Origin of the sequence: Methanolinea mesophila (genome assembly GCF_017873855.1) — an archaeon.
Classification (GTDB): Archaea; Halobacteriota; Methanomicrobia; order Methanomicrobiales; family Methanospirillaceae; genus Methanolinea_B; species Methanolinea_B mesophila.
In genome coordinates, this window is the sequence record NZ_JAGGKR010000001.1 from 1,104,807 (window position 1) to 1,131,088 (window position 26,282).

Annotated in this window: 32 protein-coding genes; 27 read left to right on the forward strand and 5 right to left on the reverse strand. The window is 55.2% G+C overall.

All coding sequences use genetic code 11. From position 1 onward, the window contains the following. The first annotated feature begins 347 nt into the window (after positions 1 to 347). From mcrB to J2741_RS05175, 20 genes are all read left to right on the forward strand, one after another. Positions 348 to 1,661: a coenzyme-B sulfoethylthiotransferase subunit beta gene (gene mcrB, locus J2741_RS05080; protein WP_209673931.1), complete on the forward strand. Its 1,314-nt coding sequence runs from the start codon at positions 348 to 350 to the stop codon at positions 1,659 to 1,661. A 16-nt stretch (positions 1,662 to 1,677) separates the two neighbouring features. Further along, complete coding sequence (mcrD, locus tag J2741_RS05085) at positions 1,678 to 2,151, forward strand: methyl-coenzyme M reductase operon protein D (RefSeq protein WP_209673932.1); 474 nt, start codon at positions 1,678 to 1,680, stop codon at positions 2,149 to 2,151. 1 nt (position 2,152) lies between these two features. Then, a complete protein-coding gene (mcrC, locus tag J2741_RS05090) occupies positions 2,153 to 2,779 on the forward strand; it encodes a methyl-coenzyme M reductase I operon protein C (protein ID WP_209673933.1) in 627 nt (208 codons plus the stop codon). A gap of 5 nt (positions 2,780 to 2,784) precedes the next feature. Continuing rightward, positions 2,785 to 3,549 carry a coenzyme-B sulfoethylthiotransferase subunit gamma gene (gene mcrG, locus J2741_RS05095; RefSeq protein WP_209673934.1) on the forward strand — a complete coding sequence of 255 codons (765 nt, stop codon included), beginning with the start codon at positions 2,785 to 2,787 and terminating at the stop codon, positions 3,547 to 3,549. A gap of 5 nt (positions 3,550 to 3,554) precedes the next feature. Continuing rightward, complete coding sequence (mcrA, locus tag J2741_RS05100; RefSeq protein ID WP_209673935.1) at positions 3,555 to 5,261, forward strand: coenzyme-B sulfoethylthiotransferase subunit alpha; 1,707 nt, start codon at positions 3,555 to 3,557, stop codon at positions 5,259 to 5,261. 162 nt (positions 5,262 to 5,423) lie between these two features. Next, on the forward strand, positions 5,424 to 5,747 hold the full coding sequence (locus tag J2741_RS05105) for a NifB/NifX family molybdenum-iron cluster-binding protein (protein WP_209673936.1): 324 nt from the start codon (positions 5,424 to 5,426) through the stop codon (positions 5,745 to 5,747). 81 nt (positions 5,748 to 5,828) lie between these two features. Then, positions 5,829 to 6,713, forward strand: coding sequence for a nucleotide-binding protein (locus tag J2741_RS05110; protein WP_245249411.1), 885 nt, complete (start codon positions 5,829 to 5,831; stop codon positions 6,711 to 6,713). After that, positions 6,710 to 7,579, forward strand: a complete 870-nt coding sequence (locus J2741_RS05115) for an ATP-binding protein (RefSeq protein ID WP_209673937.1) — start codon at positions 6,710 to 6,712, stop codon at positions 7,577 to 7,579. The genes J2741_RS05110 and J2741_RS05115 overlap by 4 nt, the downstream gene beginning before the upstream one ends. Continuing rightward, on the forward strand, positions 7,576 to 8,019 hold the full coding sequence (locus tag J2741_RS05120) for a DUF134 domain-containing protein (RefSeq protein ID WP_209673938.1): 444 nt from the start codon (positions 7,576 to 7,578) through the stop codon (positions 8,017 to 8,019). The genes J2741_RS05115 and J2741_RS05120 overlap by 4 nt, the downstream gene beginning before the upstream one ends. Positions 8,020 to 8,336: 317 nt before the next feature. After that, positions 8,337 to 8,693: a NifB/NifX family molybdenum-iron cluster-binding protein gene (locus J2741_RS05125; RefSeq protein ID WP_209673939.1), complete on the forward strand. Its 357-nt coding sequence runs from the start codon at positions 8,337 to 8,339 to the stop codon at positions 8,691 to 8,693. A 15-nt stretch (positions 8,694 to 8,708) separates the two neighbouring features. Then, entirely contained in the window at positions 8,709 to 10,286 is a 1,578-nt protein-coding gene (gene atwA / locus J2741_RS05130) for a methyl coenzyme M reductase system, component A2 (protein WP_209673940.1), read from the forward strand. Between the two features lie 310 nt (positions 10,287 to 10,596). Further along, complete coding sequence (gene mtrE, locus J2741_RS05135) at positions 10,597 to 11,502, forward strand: tetrahydromethanopterin S-methyltransferase subunit E (protein ID WP_209673941.1); 906 nt, start codon at positions 10,597 to 10,599, stop codon at positions 11,500 to 11,502. Beyond that, the gene (gene mtrD / locus J2741_RS05140) at positions 11,499 to 12,344 is read left to right on the forward strand and encodes a tetrahydromethanopterin S-methyltransferase subunit D (protein WP_209673942.1); all 846 of its coding nucleotides are present in this window, start codon (positions 11,499 to 11,501) and stop codon (positions 12,342 to 12,344) included. Before mtrE ends, mtrD begins: the two co-directional genes overlap by 4 nt. A 10-nt stretch (positions 12,345 to 12,354) precedes the next feature. Beyond that, the gene (gene mtrC, locus J2741_RS05145; protein WP_209673943.1) at positions 12,355 to 13,203 is read left to right on the forward strand and encodes a tetrahydromethanopterin S-methyltransferase subunit MtrC; all 849 of its coding nucleotides are present in this window, start codon (positions 12,355 to 12,357) and stop codon (positions 13,201 to 13,203) included. Continuing rightward, positions 13,203 to 13,484 carry a tetrahydromethanopterin S-methyltransferase subunit MtrB gene (gene mtrB / locus J2741_RS05150; protein ID WP_209673944.1) on the forward strand — a complete coding sequence of 94 codons (282 nt, stop codon included), beginning with the start codon at positions 13,203 to 13,205 and terminating at the stop codon, positions 13,482 to 13,484. The genes mtrC and mtrB overlap by 1 nt, the downstream gene beginning before the upstream one ends. A 10-nt stretch (positions 13,485 to 13,494) precedes the next feature. Next, positions 13,495 to 14,214, forward strand: a complete 720-nt coding sequence (gene mtrA / locus J2741_RS05155; RefSeq protein WP_209673945.1) for a tetrahydromethanopterin S-methyltransferase subunit A — start codon at positions 13,495 to 13,497, stop codon at positions 14,212 to 14,214. A gap of 7 nt (positions 14,215 to 14,221) precedes the next feature. Then, entirely contained in the window at positions 14,222 to 14,425 is a 204-nt protein-coding gene (locus J2741_RS05160) for a tetrahydromethanopterin S-methyltransferase subunit F (RefSeq protein WP_209673946.1), read from the forward strand. Positions 14,426 to 14,434: 9 nt separating this feature from the next. Continuing rightward, positions 14,435 to 15,172 carry a tetrahydromethanopterin S-methyltransferase subunit A gene (mtrA, locus tag J2741_RS05165; protein ID WP_209673947.1) on the forward strand — a complete coding sequence of 246 codons (738 nt, stop codon included), beginning with the start codon at positions 14,435 to 14,437 and terminating at the stop codon, positions 15,170 to 15,172. A 16-nt stretch (positions 15,173 to 15,188) separates the two neighbouring features. Then, positions 15,189 to 16,226, forward strand: coding sequence for a tetrahydromethanopterin S-methyltransferase subunit H (gene mtrH, locus J2741_RS05170; protein WP_209673948.1), 1,038 nt, complete (start codon positions 15,189 to 15,191; stop codon positions 16,224 to 16,226). A gap of 87 nt (positions 16,227 to 16,313) precedes the next feature. Then, positions 16,314 to 16,565 carry a hypothetical protein gene (locus J2741_RS05175; protein WP_209673949.1) on the forward strand — a complete coding sequence of 84 codons (252 nt, stop codon included), beginning with the start codon at positions 16,314 to 16,316 and terminating at the stop codon, positions 16,563 to 16,565. Positions 16,566 to 17,251: 686 nt separating this feature from the next. Here the strand turns inward: J2741_RS05175 and J2741_RS05180 are convergent. Then, the gene (locus tag J2741_RS05180) at positions 17,252 to 17,638 is read right to left on the reverse strand and encodes a rubredoxin (RefSeq protein ID WP_209673950.1); all 387 of its coding nucleotides are present in this window, start codon (positions 17,636 to 17,638) and stop codon (positions 17,252 to 17,254) included. A gap of 150 nt (positions 17,639 to 17,788) precedes the next feature. Between J2741_RS05180 and J2741_RS05185 the strand changes: the two genes are divergently transcribed. The 5 genes from J2741_RS05185 to J2741_RS05205 all read left to right on the forward strand — a co-directional run bounded on the left by J2741_RS05185 (position 17,789) and on the right by J2741_RS05205 (position 21,483). Continuing rightward, positions 17,789 to 18,481 carry a molybdopterin-dependent oxidoreductase gene (locus tag J2741_RS05185; RefSeq protein WP_209673951.1) on the forward strand — a complete coding sequence of 231 codons (693 nt, stop codon included), beginning with the start codon at positions 17,789 to 17,791 and terminating at the stop codon, positions 18,479 to 18,481. Then, positions 18,478 to 18,765, forward strand: coding sequence for a cytochrome b/b6 domain-containing protein (locus J2741_RS05190; RefSeq protein WP_342452232.1), 288 nt, complete (start codon positions 18,478 to 18,480; stop codon positions 18,763 to 18,765). Before J2741_RS05185 ends, J2741_RS05190 begins: the two co-directional genes overlap by 4 nt. 30 nt (positions 18,766 to 18,795) lie before the next feature. Then, a complete protein-coding gene (gene ftsA, locus J2741_RS05195; RefSeq protein ID WP_209673953.1) occupies positions 18,796 to 20,157 on the forward strand; it encodes a coenzyme F390 synthetase in 1,362 nt (453 codons plus the stop codon). 265 nt (positions 20,158 to 20,422) lie between these two features. Then, entirely contained in the window at positions 20,423 to 21,010 is a 588-nt protein-coding gene (locus tag J2741_RS05200; RefSeq protein ID WP_209673954.1) for a MarC family protein, read from the forward strand. Positions 21,011 to 21,060: 50 nt separating this feature from the next. Next, the gene (locus J2741_RS05205) at positions 21,061 to 21,483 is read left to right on the forward strand and encodes a ribonuclease III domain-containing protein (protein WP_209673955.1); all 423 of its coding nucleotides are present in this window, start codon (positions 21,061 to 21,063) and stop codon (positions 21,481 to 21,483) included. Positions 21,484 to 21,584: 101 nt separating this feature from the next. Here the strand turns inward: J2741_RS05205 and speD are convergent, their stop codons facing one another. From speD to J2741_RS05225, 4 genes are all read right to left on the reverse strand, one after another. Beyond that, on the reverse strand, positions 21,585 to 22,010 hold the full coding sequence (speD, locus tag J2741_RS05210) for an S-adenosylmethionine decarboxylase (RefSeq protein ID WP_342452233.1): 426 nt from the start codon (positions 22,008 to 22,010) through the stop codon (positions 21,585 to 21,587). A 286-nt stretch (positions 22,011 to 22,296) separates the two neighbouring features. After that, positions 22,297 to 23,205, reverse strand: coding sequence for a DUF2156 domain-containing protein (locus J2741_RS05215; protein ID WP_209673956.1), 909 nt, complete (start codon positions 23,203 to 23,205; stop codon positions 22,297 to 22,299). A gap of 4 nt (positions 23,206 to 23,209) precedes the next feature. Then, positions 23,210 to 23,641, reverse strand: coding sequence for a GNAT family N-acetyltransferase (locus tag J2741_RS05220; protein WP_209673957.1), 432 nt, complete (start codon positions 23,639 to 23,641; stop codon positions 23,210 to 23,212). Positions 23,642 to 23,680: 39 nt separating this feature from the next. Further along, the gene (locus tag J2741_RS05225) at positions 23,681 to 24,217 is read right to left on the reverse strand and encodes a tetratricopeptide repeat protein (protein WP_209673958.1); all 537 of its coding nucleotides are present in this window, start codon (positions 24,215 to 24,217) and stop codon (positions 23,681 to 23,683) included. A 172-nt stretch (positions 24,218 to 24,389) separates the two neighbouring features. On the opposite strand from J2741_RS05225, the gene J2741_RS05230 reads away from it, so the two are divergent. Together J2741_RS05230 and J2741_RS12915 are read left to right on the forward strand one after the other, a co-directional pair. Further along, positions 24,390 to 25,187 (forward strand): ATP-binding response regulator, encoded by a 798-nt coding sequence (locus J2741_RS05230; RefSeq protein WP_209673959.1) that lies wholly within the window; start codon positions 24,390 to 24,392, stop codon positions 25,185 to 25,187. A 798-nt stretch (positions 25,188 to 25,985) separates the two neighbouring features. Continuing rightward, complete coding sequence (locus J2741_RS12915) at positions 25,986 to 26,207, forward strand: dockerin type I domain-containing protein (protein ID WP_245249413.1); 222 nt, start codon at positions 25,986 to 25,988, stop codon at positions 26,205 to 26,207. Positions 26,208 to 26,282: the final 75 nt, after the last annotated feature.

Consider the following 26,282-nt stretch of genomic DNA (forward strand, 5'->3'; position numbering starts at 1 on the left):
CCAAACATTTTTTTGGAAGCGCACCGGATTTTCGAAAATTTACCCTAGTAAAATAACACTCAATAACATCTTTTTTAAAATTCGTAATACTGCGTAAAATAAAGAAACCAGAAATATATGTAATATTTGAATATTCCCCTAAAATTATTTATTATTTTAATAATATTATAATAAAATCATTCCGATTAAAATAGGAATACTTATATCACGGCGATACTGTATATCTGATTGTCCCGTGAGGGGACGTGCAGTAGTGATCAGCATTTATCGACAGTGACTACTATCAGCCATTTCAGCGTTCAGTTACCGTAGTGTATAGTGGCAAAAACTGATTTACGAGGAATATTATGGCGAAATACAAAGATACTATTGACCTCTATGATGATGAGGGTAAGCTGCTCAAGAGCGGCGTAGCGCTGGACAAGATCAGCCCCCTGACCAACAAGGGAGCATTGAAGGTCATCGACCTGACCAAGAGGACCGTGGCGGTCAACCTGGCAGGGATCGACAATGCAATCAAGACCGGTCAGATGGGAGGCAAGAACAACCAGATCCTGGGACGCTCGCTTAAGGTGGACTGCGTCAAGGACTGCGATGCACTCTCTGCAAAGATCAAGTCCATGGTCCAGGTGACCGATGGCGACGACACCAAGATCACCAAGGTCGGCGGCGGCAAGATGCTGCTGGTCGAAGTCCCCAGCGCCCGCCTGAACGCAGCGGCAACCTACGATGCAGCAAGCACCGCAGTTGCAGCGGCGACCACCTACGCACTCATCGAGCAGTACAAGGTTGGCATGTTTGACGGTGCCTACGTCAAGAGCGCAGTCTGGGGTTCCTACCCGGTAACCATGGACATGCAGGGCGGCAACATCGTCTCCATTATGTCCATCCCCCAGAACAACGAAGGTCTCGGGTACGCCCTTCGTAACATCCCCGCGAACCACGCGGCGATGATGACCCACCGGAACGCCATGCAGGCGGCCGCCCTCTCCTCCACCTTCGAACAGGCCGGAGAGTTCGAGATGGGAATGGCCATCGGACCCTTCGAGAGGGCCCAGCTCCTGCTCTACGCCTACCAGGGACTGAACGCGAACAACATCGTGTACGACCTGGTAAAGGCAAACGGCAAGAACGGAACCATCGGTACCGTAGTGCAGAGCCTCGTCGAGAGAGCAATCGAGGACAAGGTCATCAAGGCAGGAAAGAAGGGCAAGAGCGGGTACGTCTTCTACGACACCAAGGACCCCATGCTCTGGAACGCATACGCCGCAGCGGGTACTCTCGCCGCCACCATGGTCAACTGTGGTGCCGGACGGTTCGCCCAGGCAGTCTCCGCAACCCTGCTCTACTTCAACGACCTGCTCGAGCACGAGACCGGCCTGCCCGGTTGTGACTACGGCCGTGTAATGGGTGTGGCTGTCGGGTTCTCCTTCTTCAGCCACTCGATCTATGGTGGCGGTGGCCCCGGTGTGTTCAACGGGAACCACGTCGTGACCCGTCACGCTGCCGGTGTGGGTATCCCCTGTATCGTTGCCGCTTGTGCGCTTGATGCTGGAACCCAGATGTTCGGACCTGAGCAGACCTCCAAGATCTACCAGGACACCTTCGGACAGCTCGACGAGTTCAAGAAGCCTATGCAGGCAGTTGCGAAGGGAATATAAACTCCTCGAGATCTGAATGACCGACGCCACATATCCTCAGGTCAGGATTGTCACGGAACGTTTGATGTATCCGGAGACCGTCGAGCGGTTACTGAACCTGCTTGCGACCACGGAGGGGATCCGGAGGATGCTGTTAAACGGTCCCCGGCTCCCCAGCACCGTCCCCTATGGCCCTGCAAAGGGCCTTCCCAACCCTATCGCGATGAAAAGGGTCATCATGGTTGGAGACCAGGAGGTGGAGCTACAGGTGCAGGTAGGAACCGTGATACTCGAGCTGGAGAACCGCGACGTAATTCCTGTTATCCGTGCTGCATGCGATACTGCCTTTAAGGATTCGATGTCCTATTCGATCCAGGAAGGCAGGTTCATGAAGACGGAGCCGACCCTGAGCGATTATGCAAAATACGGCCCTGACGCAGACAAAATGCTTCTGGGCCTCGTTGATCCGAAAAGCAAGTCCGGTCCTGTAATCCTGCAAGGAACAAAATAACATGCCGATGGGAAGAGTCACCCAGGTTGTCGATTGCCGTGAGGCGATGGGCATGGGGAAAGGAGGAGGTATCGCCCAGCGCGGAACCATCTCCGAATGCCGTTACCCGGACGTGATCGTGGTCGGGATGTCCCCGGGACGCCGCCATGTCACGAAACCGGTCTGCGACATCACCTCAGCGCTCCGGCAGCAGGGTGTGGAGTACAGCATCAGCACGCTGGTCCTGAACGCAGGCAGCGGTGTTCCCCCCGATGCGAAAAATATCGGCGGTGCGGTACTCGGTGCATACTTCGGCCTGACAGATAAGGAAATAGAGCAGATAGAGAGGCATAAGATCGCCATTCTCCACCACGGGAACGTCCGTTCCCACGTGGTGCACAAGGTCAGGTATATCCTTGCGGCCTGTGACGTGAAGGCGATCGTAGTCTCGCAGGCACCGGTAGACTTCGAAGACTTTGCCAGGGAAGGGGTGAAGACCGCCCTGGTCATGCCTCCCCCCGATCGGGTAACCACGAAAGGGACGGTGATGGCGATCGTCAGCGGGGTAACCCGGGGACAGACGCCCACCAGGGAGAAGATGGCAGAAGTCATTCACGCAGTCTTGAGATTGATGAAAAACAAGGAGTGAAAAAAATGGCTTACAAACCACAGTATTGCCCTGGCACCACTGTTGTCGCCGAGAACAGGCGAAAGCAGCTGGACCCCAGCAAGAAGCTGGAGAAGATCCGTGACGTCACGGATGAGGACATCGTTTTGATCATGGGACACCGCGCCCCCGGTGCGGCATACCCGACCGCTCACCCCCCGCTCGCCGAGCAGCAGGAGCCCGCCTGCCCGATCCGCAAGCTGGTGACCCCCACCGACGGCGCCAAGCACGGCGACCGTGTCAGGTACATCCAGTTCGCCGACTCCATGTACAATGCGCCCTGCCAGCCCTACGTCAGGTCCTGGCTCGAGGCATACCGCTACCGTGGTATCGACCCCGGTACCCTGTCCGGCCGTCAGATCATCGAGTGCCGTGAGAGGGACCTTGAGAAATACGCAAAGGAACTGGTCAACACCGAGCTCTTCGACCCCGCACGCACCGGCGTACGTGGCGCGACCGTGCACGGCCACTCCCTCCGTCTCGCAGAGGACGGGATGATGTTCGACATGCTCCAGCGCTGTATTCTCGACAAGAAGTCCGGCGTTGTCAAGTACGTGAAGAACCAGATCGGAGAGCCCCTGGACAAGGAAGTCAAGGTCGGCAAGCCCATGGACGACAAGTGGCTCAAGGGACACACCACCATGTACCACTCCCTGGTCGGAACCGGCTTCCGTGACGATGCAGAATACGTGGAATACATCCAGCGCATCCACTCGCTGAGGACCAAATACGGCTTCATGCCCATGGAGTGATTACGATGGCAAAAGCAAAAATCGAGAGATCCCAGAAGCTCTTCCTCAAGGCCCTGAAAGAGAAGTTCGCAGAGGACCCGCAGAGCACCCAGACTGTCTACGCCCGCGAGGGACTGAAGCAGTCCGCAAGGAAGAGAGAGTTTATCGCCGAGGGTAAGAAGGCAGAGATGTCCCGTGGCATCAGCATGTACGACCCCGTACGCTGCCACCTGGGCGGTATCCCCCTCGGTCAGCGCCAGCTGATGACCTACGAGGTCTCCGGCACCGGCGTCTTCGTAGAGGGTGACGACCTCCACTTCGTCAACAACGCGGCCATGCAGCAGATGTGGGACGACATCCGCCGGACCATCATCGTGAACATGGACCTCGCCCACCAGACCCTGCAGAAGAGGCTGGGCAAGGAAGTGACCCCCGAGACCATCAACGAGTACCTGCACGTGGTCAACCACGCGATGCCCGGTGCCGCGGTGGTTCAGGAGCACATGGTCGAGACCCACCCGGGCCTTGTCGACGACTGTTACGTCAAGGTCTTTACCGGTGACGACGAGATGGCCGACGACCTCGAGCCCCAGTTCGTGGTCAACATCGAGAAGCTCTTCCCGGCAAAGCAGGCAGCAGCCCTGAAGGCCGCGGTCGGCAAGTCCGTGTACCAGGCAATCCACATCCCGACCATCGTCTCCAGGACCTGCGATGGAGGTACTACCTCCCGGTGGTCCGCCATGCAGATCGGTATGTCCTTCATCGGTGCATACCGCATGTGCGCCGGCGAGGCCGCAGTGGCCGACCTGGCATTCGCGGCAAAGCACGCCGGTGTTATCCAGATGGGTGACATCCTGCCCGCACGTCGTGCCCGTGGCCCGAACGAGCCCGGTGGCATCAAGTTCGGTCACTTTGCCGACATGGTCCAGGCCGACAGGAAGTACCCGAACGACCCCGCCAGGGCAACCCTCGAGGTCGTAGGCGCAGGTGCCATGCTCTTTGACCAGATCTGGCTCGGCTCCTACATGTCCGGTGGTGTCGGGTTCACCCAGTATGCAACCGCCGCATACACCGACAACATCCTTGATGACTACACCTACTACGGTATGGACTACATCAAGAGCAAGTACAAAGTCAACTGGCAGAGCCCGAGCGAGAAGGACAAGGTCAAGGCGACCCAGGACGTTGTCAACGACATCGCGACCGAGGTCAACCTCTACGGTATGGAGCAGTACGAACAGTACCCCACCGCCCTGGAAGACCACTTCGGTGGTTCCCAGCGTGCATCCGTGCTCGCAGCGGCATCCGGTATCTCCTGTTCGATTGCAACCGGCAACTCCAACGCCGGTCTGAACGGCTGGTACCTGTCCATGCTCATGCACAAGGAAGGATGGTCACGTCTCGGCTTCTTCGGCTACGACCTGCAGGACCAGTGCGGTTCCACCAACTCGCTCTCCGTCCGGCCCGACGAGGGTGCAGTCGGAGAACTCCGTGGACCCAACTACCCCAACTACGCCATGAACGTGGGACACCAGGGAGAGTACGCTGCAATTTCAGGTGCTGCTCACTACTCACGCGGAGACGCGTGGTCCTTAAACCCGCTAATCAAGATCACCTTCGCCGACCCCTCGCTCAAGTTCGACTTCGCCGAACCCCGCCGCGAGTTCGCAAAGGGTGCAATCCGCGAGTTCATGCCCGCCGGAGAGCGCGCTCTGATCATACCCGCAAGGTAAGACCAGAATATTTCCAAAATTTTTTTTCTCGTTCCCTCGACGTAAAAGAAGCAGGAGATCGACCCCGTCTGTCCATTCCCTCCGTTATACTGGAAGGGCTGTAGATATTCCCTTCCTGCCCGGACCACCATCTTTTTTTCCCATATGCGCATAAATAACCCCATGAAGATCGCGATACCTTCACGGGGAACCTCGCCGGACAGTGCTCCGGACGATCGTTTCGGACGGGCACCCTTTTTTGCGGTGATTGACACGGAATCCGGGGAATTTTCCACCATAGAGAATGCCGCTGCGGATGCTTCCGGCGGGGTTGGCCCGCAGGCGGTCGGGCTGCTCTCGCGGCTGAATATAAAGGTGGTCATAGCCGGGAGGATCGGTGGAAATGCTCTTGTTGCGCTTAAAGAAGCCGGAATAGAAGTAGTTGAACAGGAAATGAACGGCACTGTACGAGGCATCTGCGAGAGTTACAGTTCCAGCCTGAAATAGAGCCGAATGCGATGCCGGAACACTTACGTATGACCTATGGATCAGGGTTCTCCTTAAGTGAAAAATGCAGGTGTCTTTTTCATGCGGAACCGGCAGAAGGTCAATGATCAAATGCGGATCGTTGTGGCAAGCGGGAAAGGAGGGACCGGAAAAACACTGGTCACGGCTAACCTCGCTTTTGTACTCTCACAGAAAATGGCTATAACCCTGGAAGACTGCGACGTTGAAGAGCCTAACCTGCACCTCTATTTCCCCTCTTCCGGTAAAGAGACGGTAGTGACCATCACGGTTCCCGGTATCGACGAGTCCGCATGCACGCTCTGCGGGAAGTGTGGTGAGGCCTGCCGCTACGGTGCAATCACCGCGCTCTCGGACCGGGTGTTGATTTTTCCTGATCTCTGCCATTCCTGCGGGGGATGCGCACTTGCCTGCCCTGCCCTGGCCATAGAAGAGGTCGAACGCCCGATAGGAATGATTAAGGTCTCTTTTCCCCTGCCGGGTCTGAAGCTCATCTCGGGAAGGCTCAATGAAGGGGAGGTACAGACCGTGGCTGTGATCCGGGAGGTAAGGACCAGGTCGGAGGATGACCCGTTGGTGATCGCCGACGCGCCGCCGGGGACCTCCTGCCCCCTGGTGGAAACCCTTGAAGGATGTAATTACTGCCTGCTGGTCACCGAACCGACCCCCTTCGGTCTTCACGACCTCGCCCTGGCTGCCGAAGTTGTTCAGGTCATGGGGGTTCCGGCCGGGATCGTGATCAACAAAAACGATGGAAATGATGGTGATATCGTCGATTTTGCGAAGACGCACTCGTTACCGGTCCTGATGTCGATCCCCCTCGACAGGGAGATCGCACGCGTTCATAACAACGGAGACCTGGTCTGCTTGAAATTCCCGGAATGGCGCGAGCGCTTCGCTGCGCTCGCCCATTGCCTGCTCGGGGAATACGCCGGAGGAGGCGCATGATCCGGCTTGCAGTGGTAAGCGGGAAAGGCGGAACGGGAAAGACCGTAATTTCCGCATCACTGGCCTTGCTTCTCCCCGGAAAAAAGATCCTCGTGGATGCTGACGTGGACGCCTCAAACCTCCCCCTTCTCCTCTCCCCCAAAAAAATCTGGGAGAAGCCCTTTTTTGGAATGGAGAAGGCGCATATCGATCCTGACAGGTGCCTTCAGTGCGGGGCATGCCGGAACTCATGCAGGTCCGGTGCGGTGCGGCTGGATGAAAACCGCTACCGCGTGGAAAACTTCCGCTGTGAAGGATGCGCCGCCTGCACACTGGTTTGCCCGGCGGAAGCGATCACGATGGTACGGCACAGAAGCGGAGTTGTCACCTGCGGGTTAACAGGTGCCGGGCCGCTCGTCTACGCCCACCTTTTTCCCGGTGAAGGGAATTCGGGGCTCCTGGTTCATGAACTCAAAAAAATCGCCTCGCAGCGGGTGGACGGATTCGACCTCATGCTTGTTGACGGACCCCCCGGGACCGGGTGTCCGCTGATCTCTACGGTCAGCGGGACAGACCTCCTGGTCGTGGTGACCGAGCCGAGTGTCTCCGGGGACCATGACTTCCAGAGGGTAATCCGGGTCGCGAACCGGTTCCGGCCCCGGATCAGAGTGGTCATCAACCGCGCCGACCTCAACCCGGACCGGGTCGTATCGATCGAACAATTTTGCCGGGAACAGAATATCCCCGTAATCGGCAGGATCCCTTTTGATGAATCGGTCATCAGATGGGTAAGAGGGGGGGAACCGGCCCCCCTGACGAGCGGTCCGGCATCAGAAGCGATTCATACTATCGCCTCCAACATTGCACAGGAGCTGGGAACACCATGAACGATGACCAGGCTGGCGTACAGGGGCAGGCCCGGAGAGGGAGGCCCAGGATTAAACGGAATATCGAATTTTCAGGGCCGGTCAGGTGTTACGTCCCCCAGTGTAATATCCCGGGCACCACTGAGAACGTGATTCTCATGCCAGAGGAGCTGGAGCTGCTAAGGCTGGTGGACTTCGAAGGGCTCGAGCAGGAGGAGGCCGCCTCTGTCATGGGAATCTCCAGGAGAACTGCATGGCGCGACCTCCATAACGCCCGCCGAAAAGTTGTCGATGCGCTCCTCCATGGAAAACAGATCGAGATGGAGAGTTGTATTCTGAAGGCCCAGAACCTCTGTCCGAGAATGAGAGGGGAGATCTGCCCGAAAGAAGACGGCGAGACCTGCCCGCGGCGCTGGACACAGAAGTTTCCCCCGACTCCGGCATCGCCTGACAATAGGTAAGGCCGCCATTTTTAAATATTTATACGCATATGTGTAATTAAGGCACCCACAATAGCCAGTGCCGGAGGTATACATATGCCAGCATTCAACAGAACCGGCCCCCTAGGAGCGGGGTCACGAACAGGACGCGGATGCGGTGCCTGTGGCGCCCAGGGGCCATTCCGGGAACCCCCGGCAGGACAGCGCAGGGAAAGACTCCCTGAAGAAAACCTCCCGTTCGATAAGGGAAGCGGAGGAAGACATCACAATGGAGTATGCGGATCCGGAGACGGCAGAGGCTGCGGAACGTACTGCCGAAGAGGATCGGGGAGACGCCTATGAAGATCGCAATTGCACGCGATGGATCCTATGTCTCACAGCATTTCGGCCACTGCGAGGGGTATGCCATATACTATGTCAGAGACGGGATCATCTTCAGGCAGGAGGACCTTGAAAACCCGGGACACCAGCCCGGTGTATTACCGGGCTTTCTTGCAGATCATCAGGTGACGCATATTCTTGCGGGCGGCATGGGCCCCCGGGCCATCGACCTGTTCCGTGATAAGGGCATTGAGGTCATCATCGGAGTCTCCGGCCCCGTGGACAGGATAGCCCAGGACCTCATCGCAGGGAGAATCGTGCCCGGCGAGAGCGCCTGCACCCATACGGAAGGTCATACCTGCAATCACGAATGAGGGGTGTTCACCACAATGCCATCCTCTTTTCCTCTGGTTACCGTGCGTGACCTCAGCGTGGAGATCGACGGATCCGTGCTTCTCGACAGGGTCTCCTTCCGGATTTCGGAGGGGGAGATCCTGGGAATCATCGGGAGGAGCGGAGCGGGAAAATCGGTCCTCATGCATCTGCTTCGTGGTGTAGACTTTGCCCCCACCTCGGGGTCGATCGTTTATCACTTCTCCGAATGTCCGGGTTGCGGGAATTTCCAGCCCCGCAGTCTGGCGGGAAAGGAGTGTCCTTCCTGTGGAGGGAAACTCATCTCAATCGATATCGACCTCTGGAATACGGGAAACGATAGTGAAAGGGCGAAGGTCCTGCAAAAGACGGCGATCATGTTCCAGCGCACCTTTGCGCTCTACGGAAATGATCGGGTGATCGAAAATGTCCTCCACGCCCTGGACGATGTAGGATATCCCTCCGAACATGCGGTGCCAAGGGCGGCTGACCTCCTTGACAGCGTGAGACTTGCGCACCGGATGATGCATATCGCCCGGGATCTCTCGGGAGGAGAGAAACAGAGGGTCGTCCTGGCCCGTCAGCTCGCCAAGGAGCCGTTCCTTTTGTTCGCGGACGAACCCACCGGCACTCTCGACCCTGCCACTGCACGTCTCGTTCATGAATTGCTGGTGGATGCAGCGAAAAATACCCGGATGGGAATGGTGATCACCTCCCATTTTTCGGGCGTGATCGAAGAGGTTGCCGGAAGGGCGTTACTGATCGAATGCGGGAAAATCGAAAAGGACGGCACGCCTGCTGAGGTTCTAGCGAAATTCCTGGAAAATACCCGGGACGAGGAAGAGACTGGACGGCCACCGGCCGGTCATGAGATCCTTTCCGCCAGGGATGTGGAGAAACGGTACCTCACCGTGGACCGGGGAGTGATCCGGGCCGTCGACCAGGTCTCTTTCGAAGTGAAAGAACGCGAGATATTCGGAATAATCGGTACCAGTGGTGCCGGGAAAACGACCCTCTCCAGGATCATTTCCGGAATAATCGAGCCGACCGGCGGAGAGATGCTGATCCGGATCGGGGATGAATGGGTGGACATGACCAGGCCGGGGATCACGGAACGCGGCCGAGCCAAGCCCTATATCGGCCTTCTGCACCAGGAATATGACCTTTACCCGCACCGGACCGTGGTGGATAATCTCACGGATGCGATCGGCCTCGACTTCCCGAAAGAGCTCGCGGTACATAAATCCAGGATCAGTCTCTCGATGGCGGGTTTTTCCCCCGATGTCGTAGAGGGGCTGCTGCACAGGTATCCCTCCCAGCTCTCCGAAGGCGAGCGCCACAGGGTCGCCCTTGCCCAGGTGCTGATACGGGAACCGAGGCTAATCGTGCTCGATGAGCCGACCGGTACCATGGATCCCCTCACCAGGGAAGAGGTGAAGGACTCTATCTTAAAAGCGAGGAGCGAAATGGATGAGACCTTCATCATCGTCTCCCACGATATCGGATTTGTCCGGGAGATCTGCGATAGGGTTGCCCTTATGAAGGGAGGGAAGATCGTGTCCTGCGGGACACCTCTCGAGGTCCTGGATCATTAATTATTTTTGAGTTTTTGACGAAGTTTGGTTGCAAATGCACCAATCAGGTTCTTCCTGTTTTGTCCGCAGTTCTGCTTGCCCATTAAACAACTAAACTTTACTTAACTCAAGTTGAGATGTATAATATACGCTAAAATCGTTCCTTTTTTGAATTAAACCGCTAAAAAACGGTTTATAAGCGAAAATTTCGAAACATTTAACTCATCAATCATCGACTGTTAGATGAACCACAAAGGGTTTGTACTCGATGTGAGTGGCAATGCTTGTTGAACACTCTCGTGCACTCTTCAGCACGCAGGGAGGAGGCTAAATGGATAACATTGTATTTGGCATTGGAATTACTGCATTGGCAGGAGCTCTTGCCACAGTGGCCGGTGCTGCGGAAAATACTGAATCTGATATCGGTTCTCAGGGAGACCCCAACTCGCAGGTTCAGCTTGCTCCGCAGATGGGCTATCTGCACCGCATATTCAATAAGGCGGTCGCAGGCGAGCCTCCGGCATGGGGGCTCTGGATTGCCCTTGGGGCCGGGATTTCCTGGGCTTTCATGGCAATGCAGATCAACCCGATCCTTGCAATCGTTCTCGGTTGTATCGTGGCGACCCTCGTTCAGGGGGTTTATGCTACCACGGCATATCTGGGCAGGACTGCAAGTCTCGCTAAGTTTGGACAGCCGGTCTTCGTCGATATATTGAAATCGATGACCACCGTGACCATGGCACACGCGTTCGTGGCGATATTCACGACCGTTACGATGTGTCACCTCATCAATTCCGCACTCGGACACCCGTTCCCTCTGCCCCTTCTGGGCCTGGTCTGGGGTATCGCGCTGGGTGCAGCCGGATCCGCGACCGGTAACCCGTTCTACGGGAAAGAGCGGCAGTATCAGTCACAGAAGTTCGGTGCCGGCGTCCCTATCGCCGCATCGGGTAATATCGTCCGTTACGCAGAAGCTGGTGAGAGGAACTCGCTCGACAACGGCTGGTTCACCGCCAAGCTTGCAGGTCCCGCATCAGGGGTCTGCTTCGGTATGATCGTGTTCCTGGAGATCTGGCGTACCGTTCTGTTCGAACCGATCGCAGCCGGATGGGGTGCGATCGTCGTCGGTATCATCCTTATCCTGATCTTCGCGGTCATCGACCGTTACGCAGAGGTCTGGGCACGGAAGAACTACGGACCCTACACTGCCCCCAAGAAAGAGGAGGCATCCGAATGAGCGCAATTGGTGCAAAACCCGCCGCGGGCGGATCACTTGACCCCAAAGCAGCGATTATCGGTATCATTATCCTGATTATCATCATTGCACTGGCATACGTGCTTGTCGGGGCTTCGTTTGCCTTCATGGCGCTCATCGGTATCATCATCGGAGGTATCCTGATTGGGTTCGGGGTGCACTTTGTGCCGGTCGGCGGAGCGCCGGCCGCGATGGGACAGGCTCCAGGTATCGCCACCGGTGTTGCCATGCTGGCGGCTGGTGCCGGTCTTGCCGGTCTGTTCGGCGGGGCATGGGCCTATGCGGCAGAGACACCCGACCTGGTAGTCTCCGTTGTCACCGGAGCTATCGGCGGCGGACTGATGATGGCTATCACCTGCTTCTTCGTGACCTTCATCTATGTCTACGGCATGGGAATCCCCTGTGCATCCGGTAAGGTCCTGAAAGACCCCCTTACAGGCGACACCCAGCCCGAATATAAGTCCCAGGGTACCGAAGGACACGGTCTTCCGTTCATCTCCTGGGTCGGCGGTGTCGTAGGCGGTCTCTTTGGCGGCGCGGGCGGCACGCTGATCTATATCATGCTCCTCGACGTCTACAAGGGAGCACTGCCCGGTATGATGGACGCACAGGCAGCCCAGATCCTTCCGATTGCAATATCCCTCGCGGGTATCTTCGCGGTCGGTATGTTCCTGGTCAATGCGGTGCTCGCAGCCTACAACATCACCGGGACCATCGAGGGACCGCACGACCCCAAGTTCAAGCGTTTCCCCCGGGACATCATCGCTTCGGCCGTTGCCTCTGCAGTCTGTGGAATTGTCGCGATCATGATCGTCGCAATGTGAGGTGTGAAAAATGACGGTTAAAGTAGAAGTAATCGAAGGCGGCGTTCCCCATACCAAGATCATGATTGGCGGGCTCATCGTCGCGCTGGTGTGCATTTACCTCACCTACGTGAATCAGCTCACCGGGATGCAGGGATTCGCATTCTTCGGGGGCCTGGGTGCGGTTGCAGCTATCATATGGGGCAGCCACACAATCAAACACCTGTGCAGCTACGGTATCGGTACCGGAGTTCCCTCCGCAGGTATGATGGCATTCGGGTCTGGGGTTATCGCCATGCTCTTTGCCACCAAGTTCGGAGTGGCCGCTCCCATAGTCGCGATTATTATCGCCGCTATTATCGGTGCGATCCTCGGTTACCTGGCAAACAACGTGCTCTCGATGCACATTCCGGTAATGATCCAGTCTCTTATCGAGATGGCGATCATCGGGGCGCTGACCCTCATGGGATTCTCCGCGATGATCTCTGGTTCGTTCACGTTCAATGCGCTGACCTCAGGCACGGTGACCATTCTCGGACTTGCGCTTCCCAGCTACCAGGTCTCGCTCATAGGTGGAGGAATTATCGCGAGCATCTTCATGCTCGGAGGTATCGCAATCCAGCACCCGTTCAACGCCTGTCTGGGGCCGAACTGGACTCAGGACAGAATGCTGACGCTCGCTGCGGAATGCGGGTTCCTGTCCATGATCGCCGCGGCAATCATGTCCCTGGCATTGATCGACACTTACGCGGCCCTGATCTCGCTGATCATCGCAGTCATCGGGTGGTATTACACCTATGTCAAGTACCTCGCGCTCTCGAAGCGTGACGCGGCAGGCTGGCTCGACTCCAAGCCGATTCCGGAACTGGAGGGACACTAATGTTCGTCGAAGCACTTCCCGAATACGGGCTGGTCGTCGACCCGATGGTGGGCATTGTTTCCACCGCGGGAGAGTCGATGGCTCCTGTCCTTGAGAAAGTGGGCGAACTGGAGGCCATTTCGGGAGACCTGGTGAACATGCTCTCAGGAGAAGGTAATTTCCTGGCATCGTTCCCCGGCAGGGAGAAGTCACTCGTAGTCGCGGGTAACATGACCGCATTCTGGTACGGAATTGCAATCGGGCTGCTAATCGCAGGAATATTCGTATTCCATCTGATTTGAGGTGAGAAAAATGGCAGAAAAGAAATCACCGGCAAGCGGATGGCCGATCGTCCAGGGAGACTTCCACTCAGGGGATCCCAACAGCCCGGTCGCAGTCGTGACCATGGGGTCTCACCTTGACGAGAAAGGCATCTGCGATGCAGGAGCTGCGATCTGCGGTTCCTGTAAGACCGAGAACCTCGGTCTTGAAAAGGTCATCGCCAATATCATCTCCAACCCGAACATCCGGTTCATGCTCCTCTGCGGTACCGAGGTGAAAGGTCACCTCTCGGGCCAGACCCTCATTGCACTCCACAAGAGCGGAGTCAAGGAAGGCCGTGTCGTGGGAGCCGAAGGCGCAATCCCCTTCATCGAGAACCTCAATGCCGACGCGATCAAGCGCTTCCAGGAGCAGATCGAGGTCGTCAACATCATGGAATCCGAGGATCTCGGCGCTATCAAGGCCAAGATCGCGGAACTCACCGGAAGAGATCCCGGAGCGTTCCCGGCGGATGCCCTGGTCGTGGAGGTCAAGGAAGCGGCAGGTGCGGAAGAAGCGACGGGTGAGGTCAGGCCGTTATCCGGCGAACTGGCGTTGGTCCATGCACGGATGAAAGTAATCGAGAAGATGGTGGTGAATATCGGCTACCGCGACAAGTTTGCGGCAGGCGTATATTCAGGCAAGATCGAAGGGCTCATGATCGGGCTCATCGTCTCGTTTGCCATCATCGGATTCATACTGATGGGGTGATCGGATCATGGCAGAAGAAGGATCAAAATCGGCAGGACCTATCAGAATGGTCGCAATTGAGAACATGGTGGAGAATATCCGCTATAAGGCACAGATATTGGCAAGGACCAACAAGTTCGACTCTGCAATCATGGACTCGGGAATCGTCGGGTTCATCGCAGGGATCGTCGTTGCACTTGTGCTGATCGGTGTGCCCGCCCTGGTGATGTGAGGTACCACAATGGCAGAAAAGAAATCACCGGCAAGCGGATGGCCGATCGTCCAGGGAGACTTCCACTCAGGGGATCCCAACAGCCCGGTCGCAGTCGTGACCATGGGGTCTCACCTTGACGAAAAAGGCATCTGTGACGCGGGAGCTGCGATCTGCGGTTCCTGTAAGACTGAGAACCTCGGTCTGGAGAAGGTCATCGCCAATATCATCTCCAACCCGAACATCCGGTTCATGCTCCTTTGCGGTACCGAGGTGAAAGGTCACCTCTCGGGCCAGACCCTCATCGCACTCCACAAGAGCGGAGTCAAGGAAGGCCGTGTCGTAGGAGCCGAAGGTGCAATCCCCTTCATCGAGAATCTCAGCGGGGACGCAATCAAGCGTTTCCAGGAGCAGATCGAGATTGTCAATATCATGGAATCCGAGGATCTCGGCGCAATCAAAGCCAAGATTCATGAACTCCATGAGAAGGACCCAGGGGCATTCCCGGCCGACGCCATGGTCGTTGAGGTCAAGGAGGCGGCAGGCGGAGTAGAAGTCGCTGCAGCAGGCGTAAATCCCCAGTTCCTGGAGATCGAGAAGCGGCTCGACAAGATCGAGAAGCAGCTTGAGTTCGTTGATGCAGAAGTGGCCCAGAGGGTAGGCCGGAAGATCGGAAGAGATATCGGTATACTCTACGGGCTCGTCGTAGGACTGATCGTATTCGTCATCCTGCTTGTCCTGCTCCCGAAGTTAAGTACGATTATGTAAGGAGGTGTGAAGAAATATGTTCAGGTTTGAAAAAGAACAGCAAGTCTGGGACTTCAATGGCACCATGATTGGTGGCCAGCCGGGTGAGTACCCCACCGTGCTCGGTGCATCTATCTTCTACAACAAGCATGAGGTAGTGCTCGACGACCACACCGGCAAGATTGACAAACCAAAGGCAGAGGCACTCTGGAACCGCTGCCAGGAGCTCTCCGACATGACCGGCATCCCCCATTTCATTCAGATCATCGCTGAATACGGGGTCGCCTTCGAGAGCTACTTCTCCTGGTTTGACAGCATCGACAACAAGACCGCATTCCTCATGGACTCTTCGGCCCCGGTCGCACTTGCGCACGCGTGCAAGTATGTGACCGAGGTCGGACTGGCGAATCGGGCAATCTACAACTCCATCAACGGGTCAATCCCGCCGGAGAACATCGAGGCCCTGAAGAACAGCGACGTGGACGCAGCCATTGTGCTGGCGTTCAACCCCGCCGACCCTTCGGTCGTAGGCAGGGAGAAGACCCTCGTAGAGGGCGGAGTCGCAGGCCAGACAAAGGGAATGATACAGATTGCCGAGGAGTGTGGGATCAAGCGGCCCATTCTCGACACTGCGGCAACTCCCCTCGGGCTCGGCTCGGGCGGGTCATACCGTGAGATCCTCGCCTGCAAGGCGATCCACGGGTACCCCACCGGTGGTGCCTACCACAACATGACCGTCTCCTGGACCTGGCTCAAGCGCTGGAAAGGTTCCAAGAAGAACCCCTCGAAGCTGGCGGAGACCCTGAAAGGTAAGGACCTCTACACCGAGCAGCTCCTGCACCACTACCAGGGCGGCATGGACGGTGTCATCCAGGCGGCATGGTCCGCACCCGATATCGGCTGCAACATGATCGCGAGCACCCTCGGTGCCGACCTTATCATGTACGGTCCTATCGAGAACGTGGAAGCCATGATCACTGCCCAGGCATACACCGACATCGCAGTCCTCGAGGCCACCCGGCAGATGGGAATCGAGTGCAAGGCTGAGAACCACCCAATATTCAAACTCATCTAAAATTTTTTAAAAAACATCAGGTGTGGAACTGCCACTTTCACCCTACGTGGTATCTTTCTTTTTATTTTCGCCCCCCCAGACTGAGGTATGACTCCCGGAGAACCGGCTCCCCGGAGCGTTGCGGAACGGTGGGCCCATGGCGCCAGGGCGCTGCATAACGCCGATAGGAGCTATGCCAACCTGCTCGCAGGTATCCTCACCCGTTCTGGAAAGCCGGCCTCTCCGCTGCCGGAAGATCCCCTTGAGGAGGCACTGTTGTTGCTGTTTTCGGAAGTCGCGAAGAATATTTACCCGGATCAGCCTGAAACACCGGATAGGAGATCCGGAGAACTGGCCTGATTAATCGGACGATTGGTGCCAGTGTAATTCCAGACCGCCACTGTATGCTTTTTGGAAGTGGGGATGAATTCTTTCCGGTTCGCTGCCAGTCCCCCCCTGGAGAAGGGAGGAAGCCGGGCCCGGCAGGTTGGCGAGCAGGAATGGAGATCTGCCGTATCCAGGAGGGCGATGAGGGCAGTGAGAAGAAATGTAGGGACACCCTCAGGCCTGCTCCTCGCAGTCGCAACGCCCCGACGGAATATTCCCTACCGTCTGATGCCCAAGGATCGTTTTTTGCGGATTATTTTTGAGCAATACGAAACAGGATTAACATTTTACCCGGATATCGCGGCGGCGGCGAAGACCCCGGGAACGTCCCGGGGGAAAATGTTAAAAGACCTGAAATAGATGAAAAATTTTTCAATATATACCGTATAATGCAATACGCTAATTCCGCTATCGGTACAAATTGTCAGCATAATTTTTCGGAATGAATGGAGGAATCCTTCCCGACTCACGGAAACAGGGAGTAAAAATCCGGGATACCTCGGAAAGGTTGCCGGAATTGACGCAGAGACTGAACCTTCAGAGGGAAAAATCACTTTTAAATTTCAGGAAGAAGCGATCGTTGGACCGGGTATTACGCGATGAACAAATAGCGACATACTGTTTTCAATGGATGCCACCAAAAAAAGGGATGAGAAAACTCACGGAATGTCAAGAGGATCGAAGCCCTGCTTGTAGACTTTTCCGTACACCTTGGAGATCTTCGGATCAAGGGCACAAATAGGACACGTGTAGTCGTCAGGAAGGTTTTCGAAGGGAGTCCCCGGTTTGATACCCCGGTGCGGCTCCCCTCTTTTCTGATCGTAGACATACCCGCACACGTTGCAGATGTATTTTGTGGGGATCCACTCCTCGAACCCGCCTTTTCCAATCCTCCCTTTTCCCTCCATCCCGCATACCGGGCACAGATAGGTATCGGGCAGGTCTTCGAACTCCGTCCCGGGGGGTATCCCGTTATGCGGCTCACCCCGGAGAGGGGAATAAATGTATCCGCAGATTACGCACTTATAGCGCCTTACGCTGGTCATTCACTTTTCCTCGATCGAACTAGTATACCAGAAGATGACTGATAAAGATATGCGTCACGGAACCACCAGGCCCCCCTGTCCGTGCAGGGTAGGACAAGGGAACATTTATTCCCTTTCCGCTCGACGGGGACGTGAAGGTGTCCGGAAAGCATGGGTCTTTCAAAAGGGGTCGTACTTTTATCAATCCTGCTGATAGTGGTCACCGGCATTTACCTCGTCGACCTCTTCGGATTTCCCGGATCTCCGGGGAGTGGGGAGGTTCCGGTGCTTCCCGCGGTAGAAGTCCGGGAGTACATGGGAGAACGTCTCGATTCGATAGGGGCATTTCGTGAAAATTCGATAAAGGGGCCCCAAAACGTGAATATATCCGCATACCGGCTGGAGGTAAAAGGTCTTGTCAGCCCCCCGCGTTTATACACATACGACGAGCTTATTACAAGGTTTCCCCACTACAGGAAAGTAGTGACACTTCATTGTGTAGAAGGATGGGATGTCACCATCCTGTGGGAAGGAATTCTGGTAAAAGATATTCTCGCTGATTCAGGGGCGGATCCTTCGGCGGCAATGGTTATATTCCGTGCCTATGACGGGTACAGCACCTCCCTCTCCCAGTCATACCTTGATGATCAGAATATCCTGCTCGCGTACAGTATGAACAACGTCACGCTCCCGGCCATTCGCGGGTATCCTTTCCAGCTTGTCGCCGAAGATCGCTGGGGATATAAGTGGATAAAATGGGTCACTTCGATGGAAGTGTCAAACGACCAGAATTTCAGGGGATATTGGGAATCAAGAGGATATTCCAACCTGGGATACCTTAACAGGAGTTTCTTCGGGTTATGACACCACCGACAATTCACACTGAGCAGCCGGTGAGGCGTGGGTCTACTCCGGGAAGAAGGGTAAGAAGGATGGTCGCCTGGCTGCTGTTCCTCATGACGGTTCTTGTACTGCTCACAGGATTCGGGACCGGTGAGGCCGCAATTGTCGGTCAGCTGACAGGGGGCCTGCTCGGGAAAAGCATCGCGGAACGGATTCACATCTATCTCTGGGGGCCGTTCATCATTCTCCTTGTGCTCCACATGAGCCTTTCGCTCTTCCCCGGGAGATGGTGGCGTTCGGGCTGATCGCCAGGAAGACTAAAGGACAGTGGTTGTATGCAGAAAGAATCATTCTTCAATGCACGAATCGAGACTATGTCCCGGGACGAGCTCGACGGGCTCATTGACGAGCGGGTAAGGTACACCGTCCGGTATGCCTCGGAACATTCCCCATTTTACAGGAAATGGTTCTCCCGTCATAATCTCGACCCGGGCTCGATCAGGGAACACGAGGATCTCCTCGAACTTCCTCTCGTATCCGCGACCATGATAAGGAAGAACCAGCCCCCGGAAACTCCGGACTTCGAGTTTCTCTCGGCGGAATGGGACCAGATCTTCACCATCCACGAGACCAGCGGGACCTCGGGGACCCCGAAAAGTTTTTTCCTGACCTGGGACGACTGGATAAGACACGCCGAGAAGTATGCCCGGATATTCGTCTCGCAGGGGTTCGGCCCTGGGGACAGGGTTGTGGTCTGTTCCACCTATGGAATGAATATTGGTGCGAATACCATGACTCTCGCCGCCCGCGACAGTGGCATCACCATCATTCCCACCGGAAAGTGCAGCTTCCCAAGCAGAATCCTGCGTAATTACCGGCCGACAGGAATAGTGGGAAGCATATTCAAACTGCTCCATCTTGCACGCAGAATGAGTAACGAAGGATACAATCCCCGCGATTCCTCAATCGAGCGTTTAATCGTCGGAGGAGAAAGTTTTGCGGAAGAGTCCAGGGCATATCTCTCTGAACTCTGGGGCAGGCCGGTATACAACACCTACGGGAGCACCGAGGGGACCATGTGCGGAGAATGCACCGCTCTTACGGGACTGCACGTGCCCGAAGACCTGGTCCATCTCGACGTGTACGATCCCAGCCTGGAGAAGTTCGTGCCCGACGGCGAATGCGGGAGGGCGGTACTGACCACCCTGATACCGGCAGGAGGCCGCTCCGGCACCCTCCTCCTGAATTACGACACCGAGGATACCACCGTCGTCATCACCAGAGACCCCTGCCCCTGCGGAAGGACCCATATGAGGATCGTGAACCCCCAGCGCGAGGCAGAAACTTACTGGTTACTCGGAACACCTGTAAACAGGGTTGATATCGAGCGCGGGGTCTTCCAGCCGGACAGCATGGAGTATCTCACCGGAGAGTACGAGGCATTCATCTACGGGCGGGCGGACGAAGACGAAGTGACGCTCAGGCTGAGCCTGGAAGCACATGATCCCGATCAGACCGACAAGGTTCTGGTCAAAGACCGGTTCCTCGCAGCTTTTTTTGGATCCAAACCCGATCTAGCCCGGGCATATGGTGAGAATCTCGAGATACTGTTCAATTTTACTCCTCCCGGCGGACTCGAGCTGTACCAGGTCCGGGGAAGGCCGAAGAGGTTCGTAGATCGGCGTGACAATGCCTGAATCAAGAGCAAAATGGGTTATATTTCTCATTTGAACCTAACAATAGTGGCCAAAAGTGAAACTATTTAATCGATATTGTCTAATATTCTATATGCTCTCTGATATGTCACCTGGTTTTTTTTAATGCCGGACACCCCCAGAATCTGGCATCAACCCCCCCTATCCAAAAAAAACAGGTGCGCCATATCAGGAGCATCTTTTTGCAGTTCCGGATAATGTCCGGCGTATTTATCCGTTCAGAGCGCAATTTCATTAGTAATCTCGTATGCAGGACATACTGACCCCCCTGATTTACTCCTTCTCTGCGCTGTTCGTCATTCTCGATCCCTTGTTGAGCGTGCCGATCTTCACTTCGATGACAAAGGACATGCCCGCATCGGAGGTCAATAAACAGGCATTGATCGCGGTAGTGGTAGCGGGGGTGCTCATGTATATATTCCTCTTCTTCAATTTCCTCATCTTTGATACGCTGGGCATCACCCTGCCGAGCTTCCAGGTTGCCGGGGGTATCCTGCTGTTTATACTCGGTATACAGATGGCACTTGGGATCGAGATCGGCCCCTCGCACAGTCATTCCCGGACCGCGGCAGGGGTGGTGATCGGTACCCCCCTTCTTTGCGGACCGGGGGCAATTACTACCGTACTTCTTCTCTCGAGAGACTATGGCACACTGGTCCTCGCGCTGGCAATTGCGCTCGCCCTTCTCGCGACCTGGATAATTTTAAGGTTCTCCGGGATAATCCAGCGGGTGCTCGGTGACTGCATTACCGACATCATGGCCAGGGTGCTCGGGATGCTGGTGGCGGCTATCGCGATAAAGATTATTGCGGACGGGATCACCGGTCTTTTTTAGACGTGAGTTTTTTAGGGAAGATACTCGTATTCTCCTTTCGGAAGTGATGTATGACCATCGAAGACCTTCTGGGATATTTTTTCTATGACCGTGAAGTGCTTGACCGCTCGCTGACCCGTCCGGTTGATAAGAGGATCCTCTGTGACCAGCAGGTACCGGGACTCATTGGGAATGCGGTGCTCTCGGCCGTGCTCCTTGACCTTCTCTACCGCGATGGGATTGATGACGCCGCACGACTGGCCCGGACAAGAGATTCAATCATGAAGAGGGAGATCCTTGCCGCCGTAGCCGAGCAGCTCTCGATATGGTCGTTCATCCGCGAACGTCCCGACGAGATCGAACCGGCGGGGGAGATTAAGAGCGCGATTCTCGCAGACACCCTGCTCGCGATCATCGGAGGTGTGTTTATTGACGGGGGCTACGAAGCCGCGGAACAAAGGATAAAACGCTGGTTCTCTGAATACCTTCCCTGAAAACGGACCTGCTGCTCCCGCAACCGGGCGTCGGGGTACCCCGTCGAGAGTTCCAAGTAAGAACACCCCAAAAAAGGATATAAAAATTCTTTGTTCCCGGATTAATTCCGGAACATGATATTGTAATTCATCGTTTTTGCTCCGAAAAATTTCTTGCAGAATTCTGCAGTCTTTTCCGGGGCATATTCCTTGCAACTGAAAATATCCAGGTATGCCGAATTGGTCTCATTGGCAAAGTGGCCTGATATGAGTGATGTCTCGATCAGCTGGGTCATGGAATATCCTGCTACGCGCTCGTTAGGGCCGAAGTGGATTACAGTGGGGTCCCCGAACCTTTTCATCTCGATCAGGTCGCAGAGCTCGATGATAAATCTGCGAATTGAATCCGGATCGCGAATGGTCTCGGGGTTGCAGTCCTTGAGATCTACACCGGTGCACAAACCCCAACACTTCTCCTTCTTAAACTTCTTGATCACATCTTCGTCCTTCATCTTACGGACCATTACTTCATGTTTCATGTCAAGCATTGTCATACTCCCACTATAGTTCGGTCACGAACTATTTCTTAGAGGTTCGATGTTCCAAATATAAATCTTATTGTTGCAACAACAGCCGGATAATCGATACTTTTGCATATGAAAGGCGCATTCTTGCCAAATCTTGGAAAAATAAGACAAACGATGAGGTATTTTGATTCCGGCCGAATTAAACGTTTTAATTGTGACGCGCGCCAAATTATTCAGGATTTGAAATAAAGCCGTACCAGGCCTTTTTGACCGATCTCAAAATAAGGATATATGGGGGACCATTGCACTAAATACATCTTTTCAGGTCGTCTTTTCGTGCGCAGTATACTTCGACCATGTGATGGGGGTGATACCTGGTCTTGGCCTCCCGCAGTCCCTCCACCCCCATGTCACTCTCCCGGTTGATAAACTCGAACCTGCCCAGAAGTGCGGTGGCGGCTTCTGCATTGATCGCCTTGTAGATCCCCTCGCAGTCAGGAAGGCCTTTTTCGAAATGCACGACGGCAGTGGAGGGACTCAGTTCCTCGTAAAGTGTAATCGCCCCAATCTTGCCCACGACCCGTATGATCAGCCCGGAAAGCCCGAGCTCCTCGTAGTGATCCAGCGCAAAGAAGACCGCATCTTTCTCATAGCCGAGGAAAGGGACGGAATCGCAGTCTTTCCACTCGCACCACTCTACGAGGAAGTCATGCACCTCTCCCAGGGTACCGGGTGAGATCTCCTCGACAACAGGTGAACAATTCCTCCTGAACCGCGAGAGCTGCCTTCGTATGGTGAGGTATTGTTTGCCTGTAAGTCCCGCGAGGTCGTCAGTGCGGTACACGTACTCAAAATAATCGCGATCCGGGGTTAACTCGAGGTCCGGGTAGAGCGTCATTATCCACGCTCTCGTCTCTTCATCGACCAGGACAAGGGGGGTGTCATCCCCCTCCGCTATCGCCAGTCTGATAAGTTCTTTCAGCAACGCGGGGTCTCTCGGGCCTATCGGGGGCCGGAATTTTGTCTCTCCTTCAATCGTGCTCGCCAGTATAATGGCCCCTTTTTTCCGTGCGAATTCGTAATGGGCGTATGAATTCCAGCAGACCATGTTAGTGAATGTATTATCGCTATGGGTCTGCGGATATCGTGCATAATGTGCCCGGAACAGGTCCCGGTCTTCCAGCGTTACGGGTAAAAAATCCTTACGTGTCAGCATTTTTTCAGTCCATCCCAGTATAGCGCATGGGAACGTATCCGGTCATGGGGGAAAAGCCGTTGGGCAGATAAAAATGTTCCGTCCCCGGTTCTGCAATGAGTGCGATCCAGGTGATACCCCGTGCGATACAGGACTCGACAAGCATCTTTACGATTCTCGTCCCGATCCCGAGGCTCCTGAACCCCGGCAGCACTACAAGATCCTGCAGGTACGCATCAGAGATCCCGTCAGAAATGGCCCTTCCCATACCGATAGCCTTGCCTGTTTTTTTGTCAAGCGCAACGATGAATACGAAACTTGAACGTATAAGCCCGGGCAGTTCCCGGGAATCGTACTCTTCCTTCCACCAGCCGGCAGCCCGGTAGAGGTATTCGATCTCGACGGGGTCCCAGGAATCGACATCCCGCAGTTCGAGTTCGTATACTCCCTCTCCCATCTGTCACCGATCCCGTTCCCGATATTTTCAGAGAGTATGTTACCACTTATCAGATATAGGGTCATCTGGAAGTTCGTCCCAGTATTCCGGAGGTATCCGGGCTTTATCCTGACCCTGCAGATAGAATGCCATCCGGTAACAAGAGCGGGCATTGGCCAGATCACCCTTTTTACAGAGGAGATCGCCTTTCAGTATCCATGCTGCGGCGTGGCGGGAATCTTCCGCCAGCGCATGTGATACTTGTCCCCACGCCTGGTCGTACATGCCCATATCGTAAAAGATTCTCCCCCTGCAATACAGCATCCCAGGCCCGTTGTTCTCCAGTGCGTACGCCCGTTCATATGCGGCGAGTGCTTCGCGGTACATACCTGCCGCGACGAGGTGCTCTCCACGGGCATACCAGTCGTCTCCTAAACGGAGTTGGTGCGAACAATCCTTCCCCTTCCTTCCGCGTCCCGATCGGTGGGGAAATAAGATTCCGGCACCCGCTCTCCGGGAGAAGATGAGGCTTAGAATGAGCGCGATACCCACGGTCACCACGAACACAATCCCGATTGGAACCCAGGAAGCATCCATACCTCCCAGTATGCGGAAAGTATCTTCCAATATCTCGTATCCGGTCTCAATACCTGTATCCATAATCATGCACAGCGGTCAAGATCGTTCGGGTGATGGGGGAGCATCGGCTGAGTCAGAATGCCACACTACATAATACTCAACCTTCATATTGATACTGGATAGTATCGGCATGAAGCTGTTAAAAGAGATCCTGATCGTGGAGGACGACGAGATCATCGCCAGCCTGATAGAGAAAATCCTCCGCAAAAAGGACTATCTGGTCACTGGGGTCGCGAAGTCCGGTGAGGACGCACTCACCATGGTGGCCGAGCATTTCCCGGACCTCGTCCTGATGGATATCGGGCTTAAGGGGTCGATCGACGGGATATATGCTGCCCGGTACATCTATAATGTATTCAACACCCCGGTGCTCTTCATCTCCGGCCAGATAAGCGATGAAATCTTTTCCCGGGTCAAATATAGCGACTGTTACGGGTTCATTACCAAGCCGTTCAATGACAAGGCGATGCTGGCGAATGTGGCGATCGCCATTCATAACCATGAGCTAAAGAAAAAACTCCTCAACAGGGAGGAGAATCCCCTGCGCTCGATAATGTCGGTGCTGGATGGGATCCTTATCACCGATAAGAAAGGGCGGATCCTGTTCATGAACCCGTATGCCGAACACCTTATCGGGGTTGACAGGAGAAGTGCGGTATTAAAACCGTTGAACCGCCTGATGATCCTCATGGATATCAGGAAGGGGGAAAAGATCGAGGACCCGGTCAACGAAGTGGTGCGGGAGAGCATGGTCATCGGTATTGAAGGGAATCTCGCACTTGTCACCAGCGCGGGAAGAAGGAAAAATATCACGCTCCGTGCGTACCCGCTCACCGATCACTGGAACGAGATGATCGGGGTATTCATCAGGCTCCATGAGCTCTCTCCCACCGAGAGAAAACTGGCGGATCCCTCCGGACTGGGCTGATCATTGTAAGGATGCGAAACGAGGAGCGTCGGCTGCTTAGATTATTGTTCTTCCCATTCAAGACCCTGTCCTCCGGAGCCGGTTTCCCCATACCACTTTACCTCCTGTTGAAGACCTCATTTCACATTTCATGTAATAAAAATCCTTAAAAAAAGAAAAAGAAAATTTAAAATGGTCTTTCACTGGAAGGTCTCTGGCAACAGGCCCGCTGGATATATATACCGCGAAGGGAAAGGGGAGTATATACTCCCGGCGGGGTTCTGGTGGTGCGGAAACCCGCCCTGTCAAGGTGGCATCTTCATGGCAAACAAGACGTTAAGAGCCCTTGCCGTCGCAATGGCACTGATAATGACCGGATCGTATGGATGCGTCATGGCTGCGGATTCGATCTGCCCGTTCGGACCATCGACTCCCACTGGACCCGTCTCTCCCTTCCCCGCTGACTCCGGGCAGGCCGCTGCCCCGTGTCCTTTCGAACCGACTACTCCTACGGGACCCGTCTCTCCTTTCCCCGCTGACTCCGGGGCGGCCGCTGCCCCGTGTCCTTTCGAACCGACTCCTCCTACGGGACCCGTTTCTCCATTCCCCGCTGACTCCGGGACGGCCGCTGACCCGTGTCCTTTCGAACCGACTCCTCCTACGGGACCCGTTTCTCCATTCCCCGCTGATTCCGGGCAGCCCGCTGACCCGTGTCCTTTCGAACCGACTACTCCTACGGGACCCGTTTCTCCATTCCCCGCTGACTCCGGGCCTGCACTAGTGCCGATCTGCCCATTTGCGGGTACCTCCGGGCAGCCCATGACGTACGGCGTAACGGCAGGCGCCCTGCCGGGCGATCTGGACGGTGACGGATTTTATGAGGACCTGAACGGGAACGGAAGAATCGAATTCCTCGACCTTCTCCTCTTCTTCGACCAGATGGACTGGATCAGTGAGAACGAGCCGGTTGAGGCGTTCGATTATAATAATAACGGGAGGATCGATTTCGTCGATTGTATCGAGTTATTCAACAAGATTTAAGGATTTGATCTTCGCGATTTATCGCGATTTCTTTTCTTTTCTTTTTAAAGTAGAAAAAAGAGAATCTGCAGGATT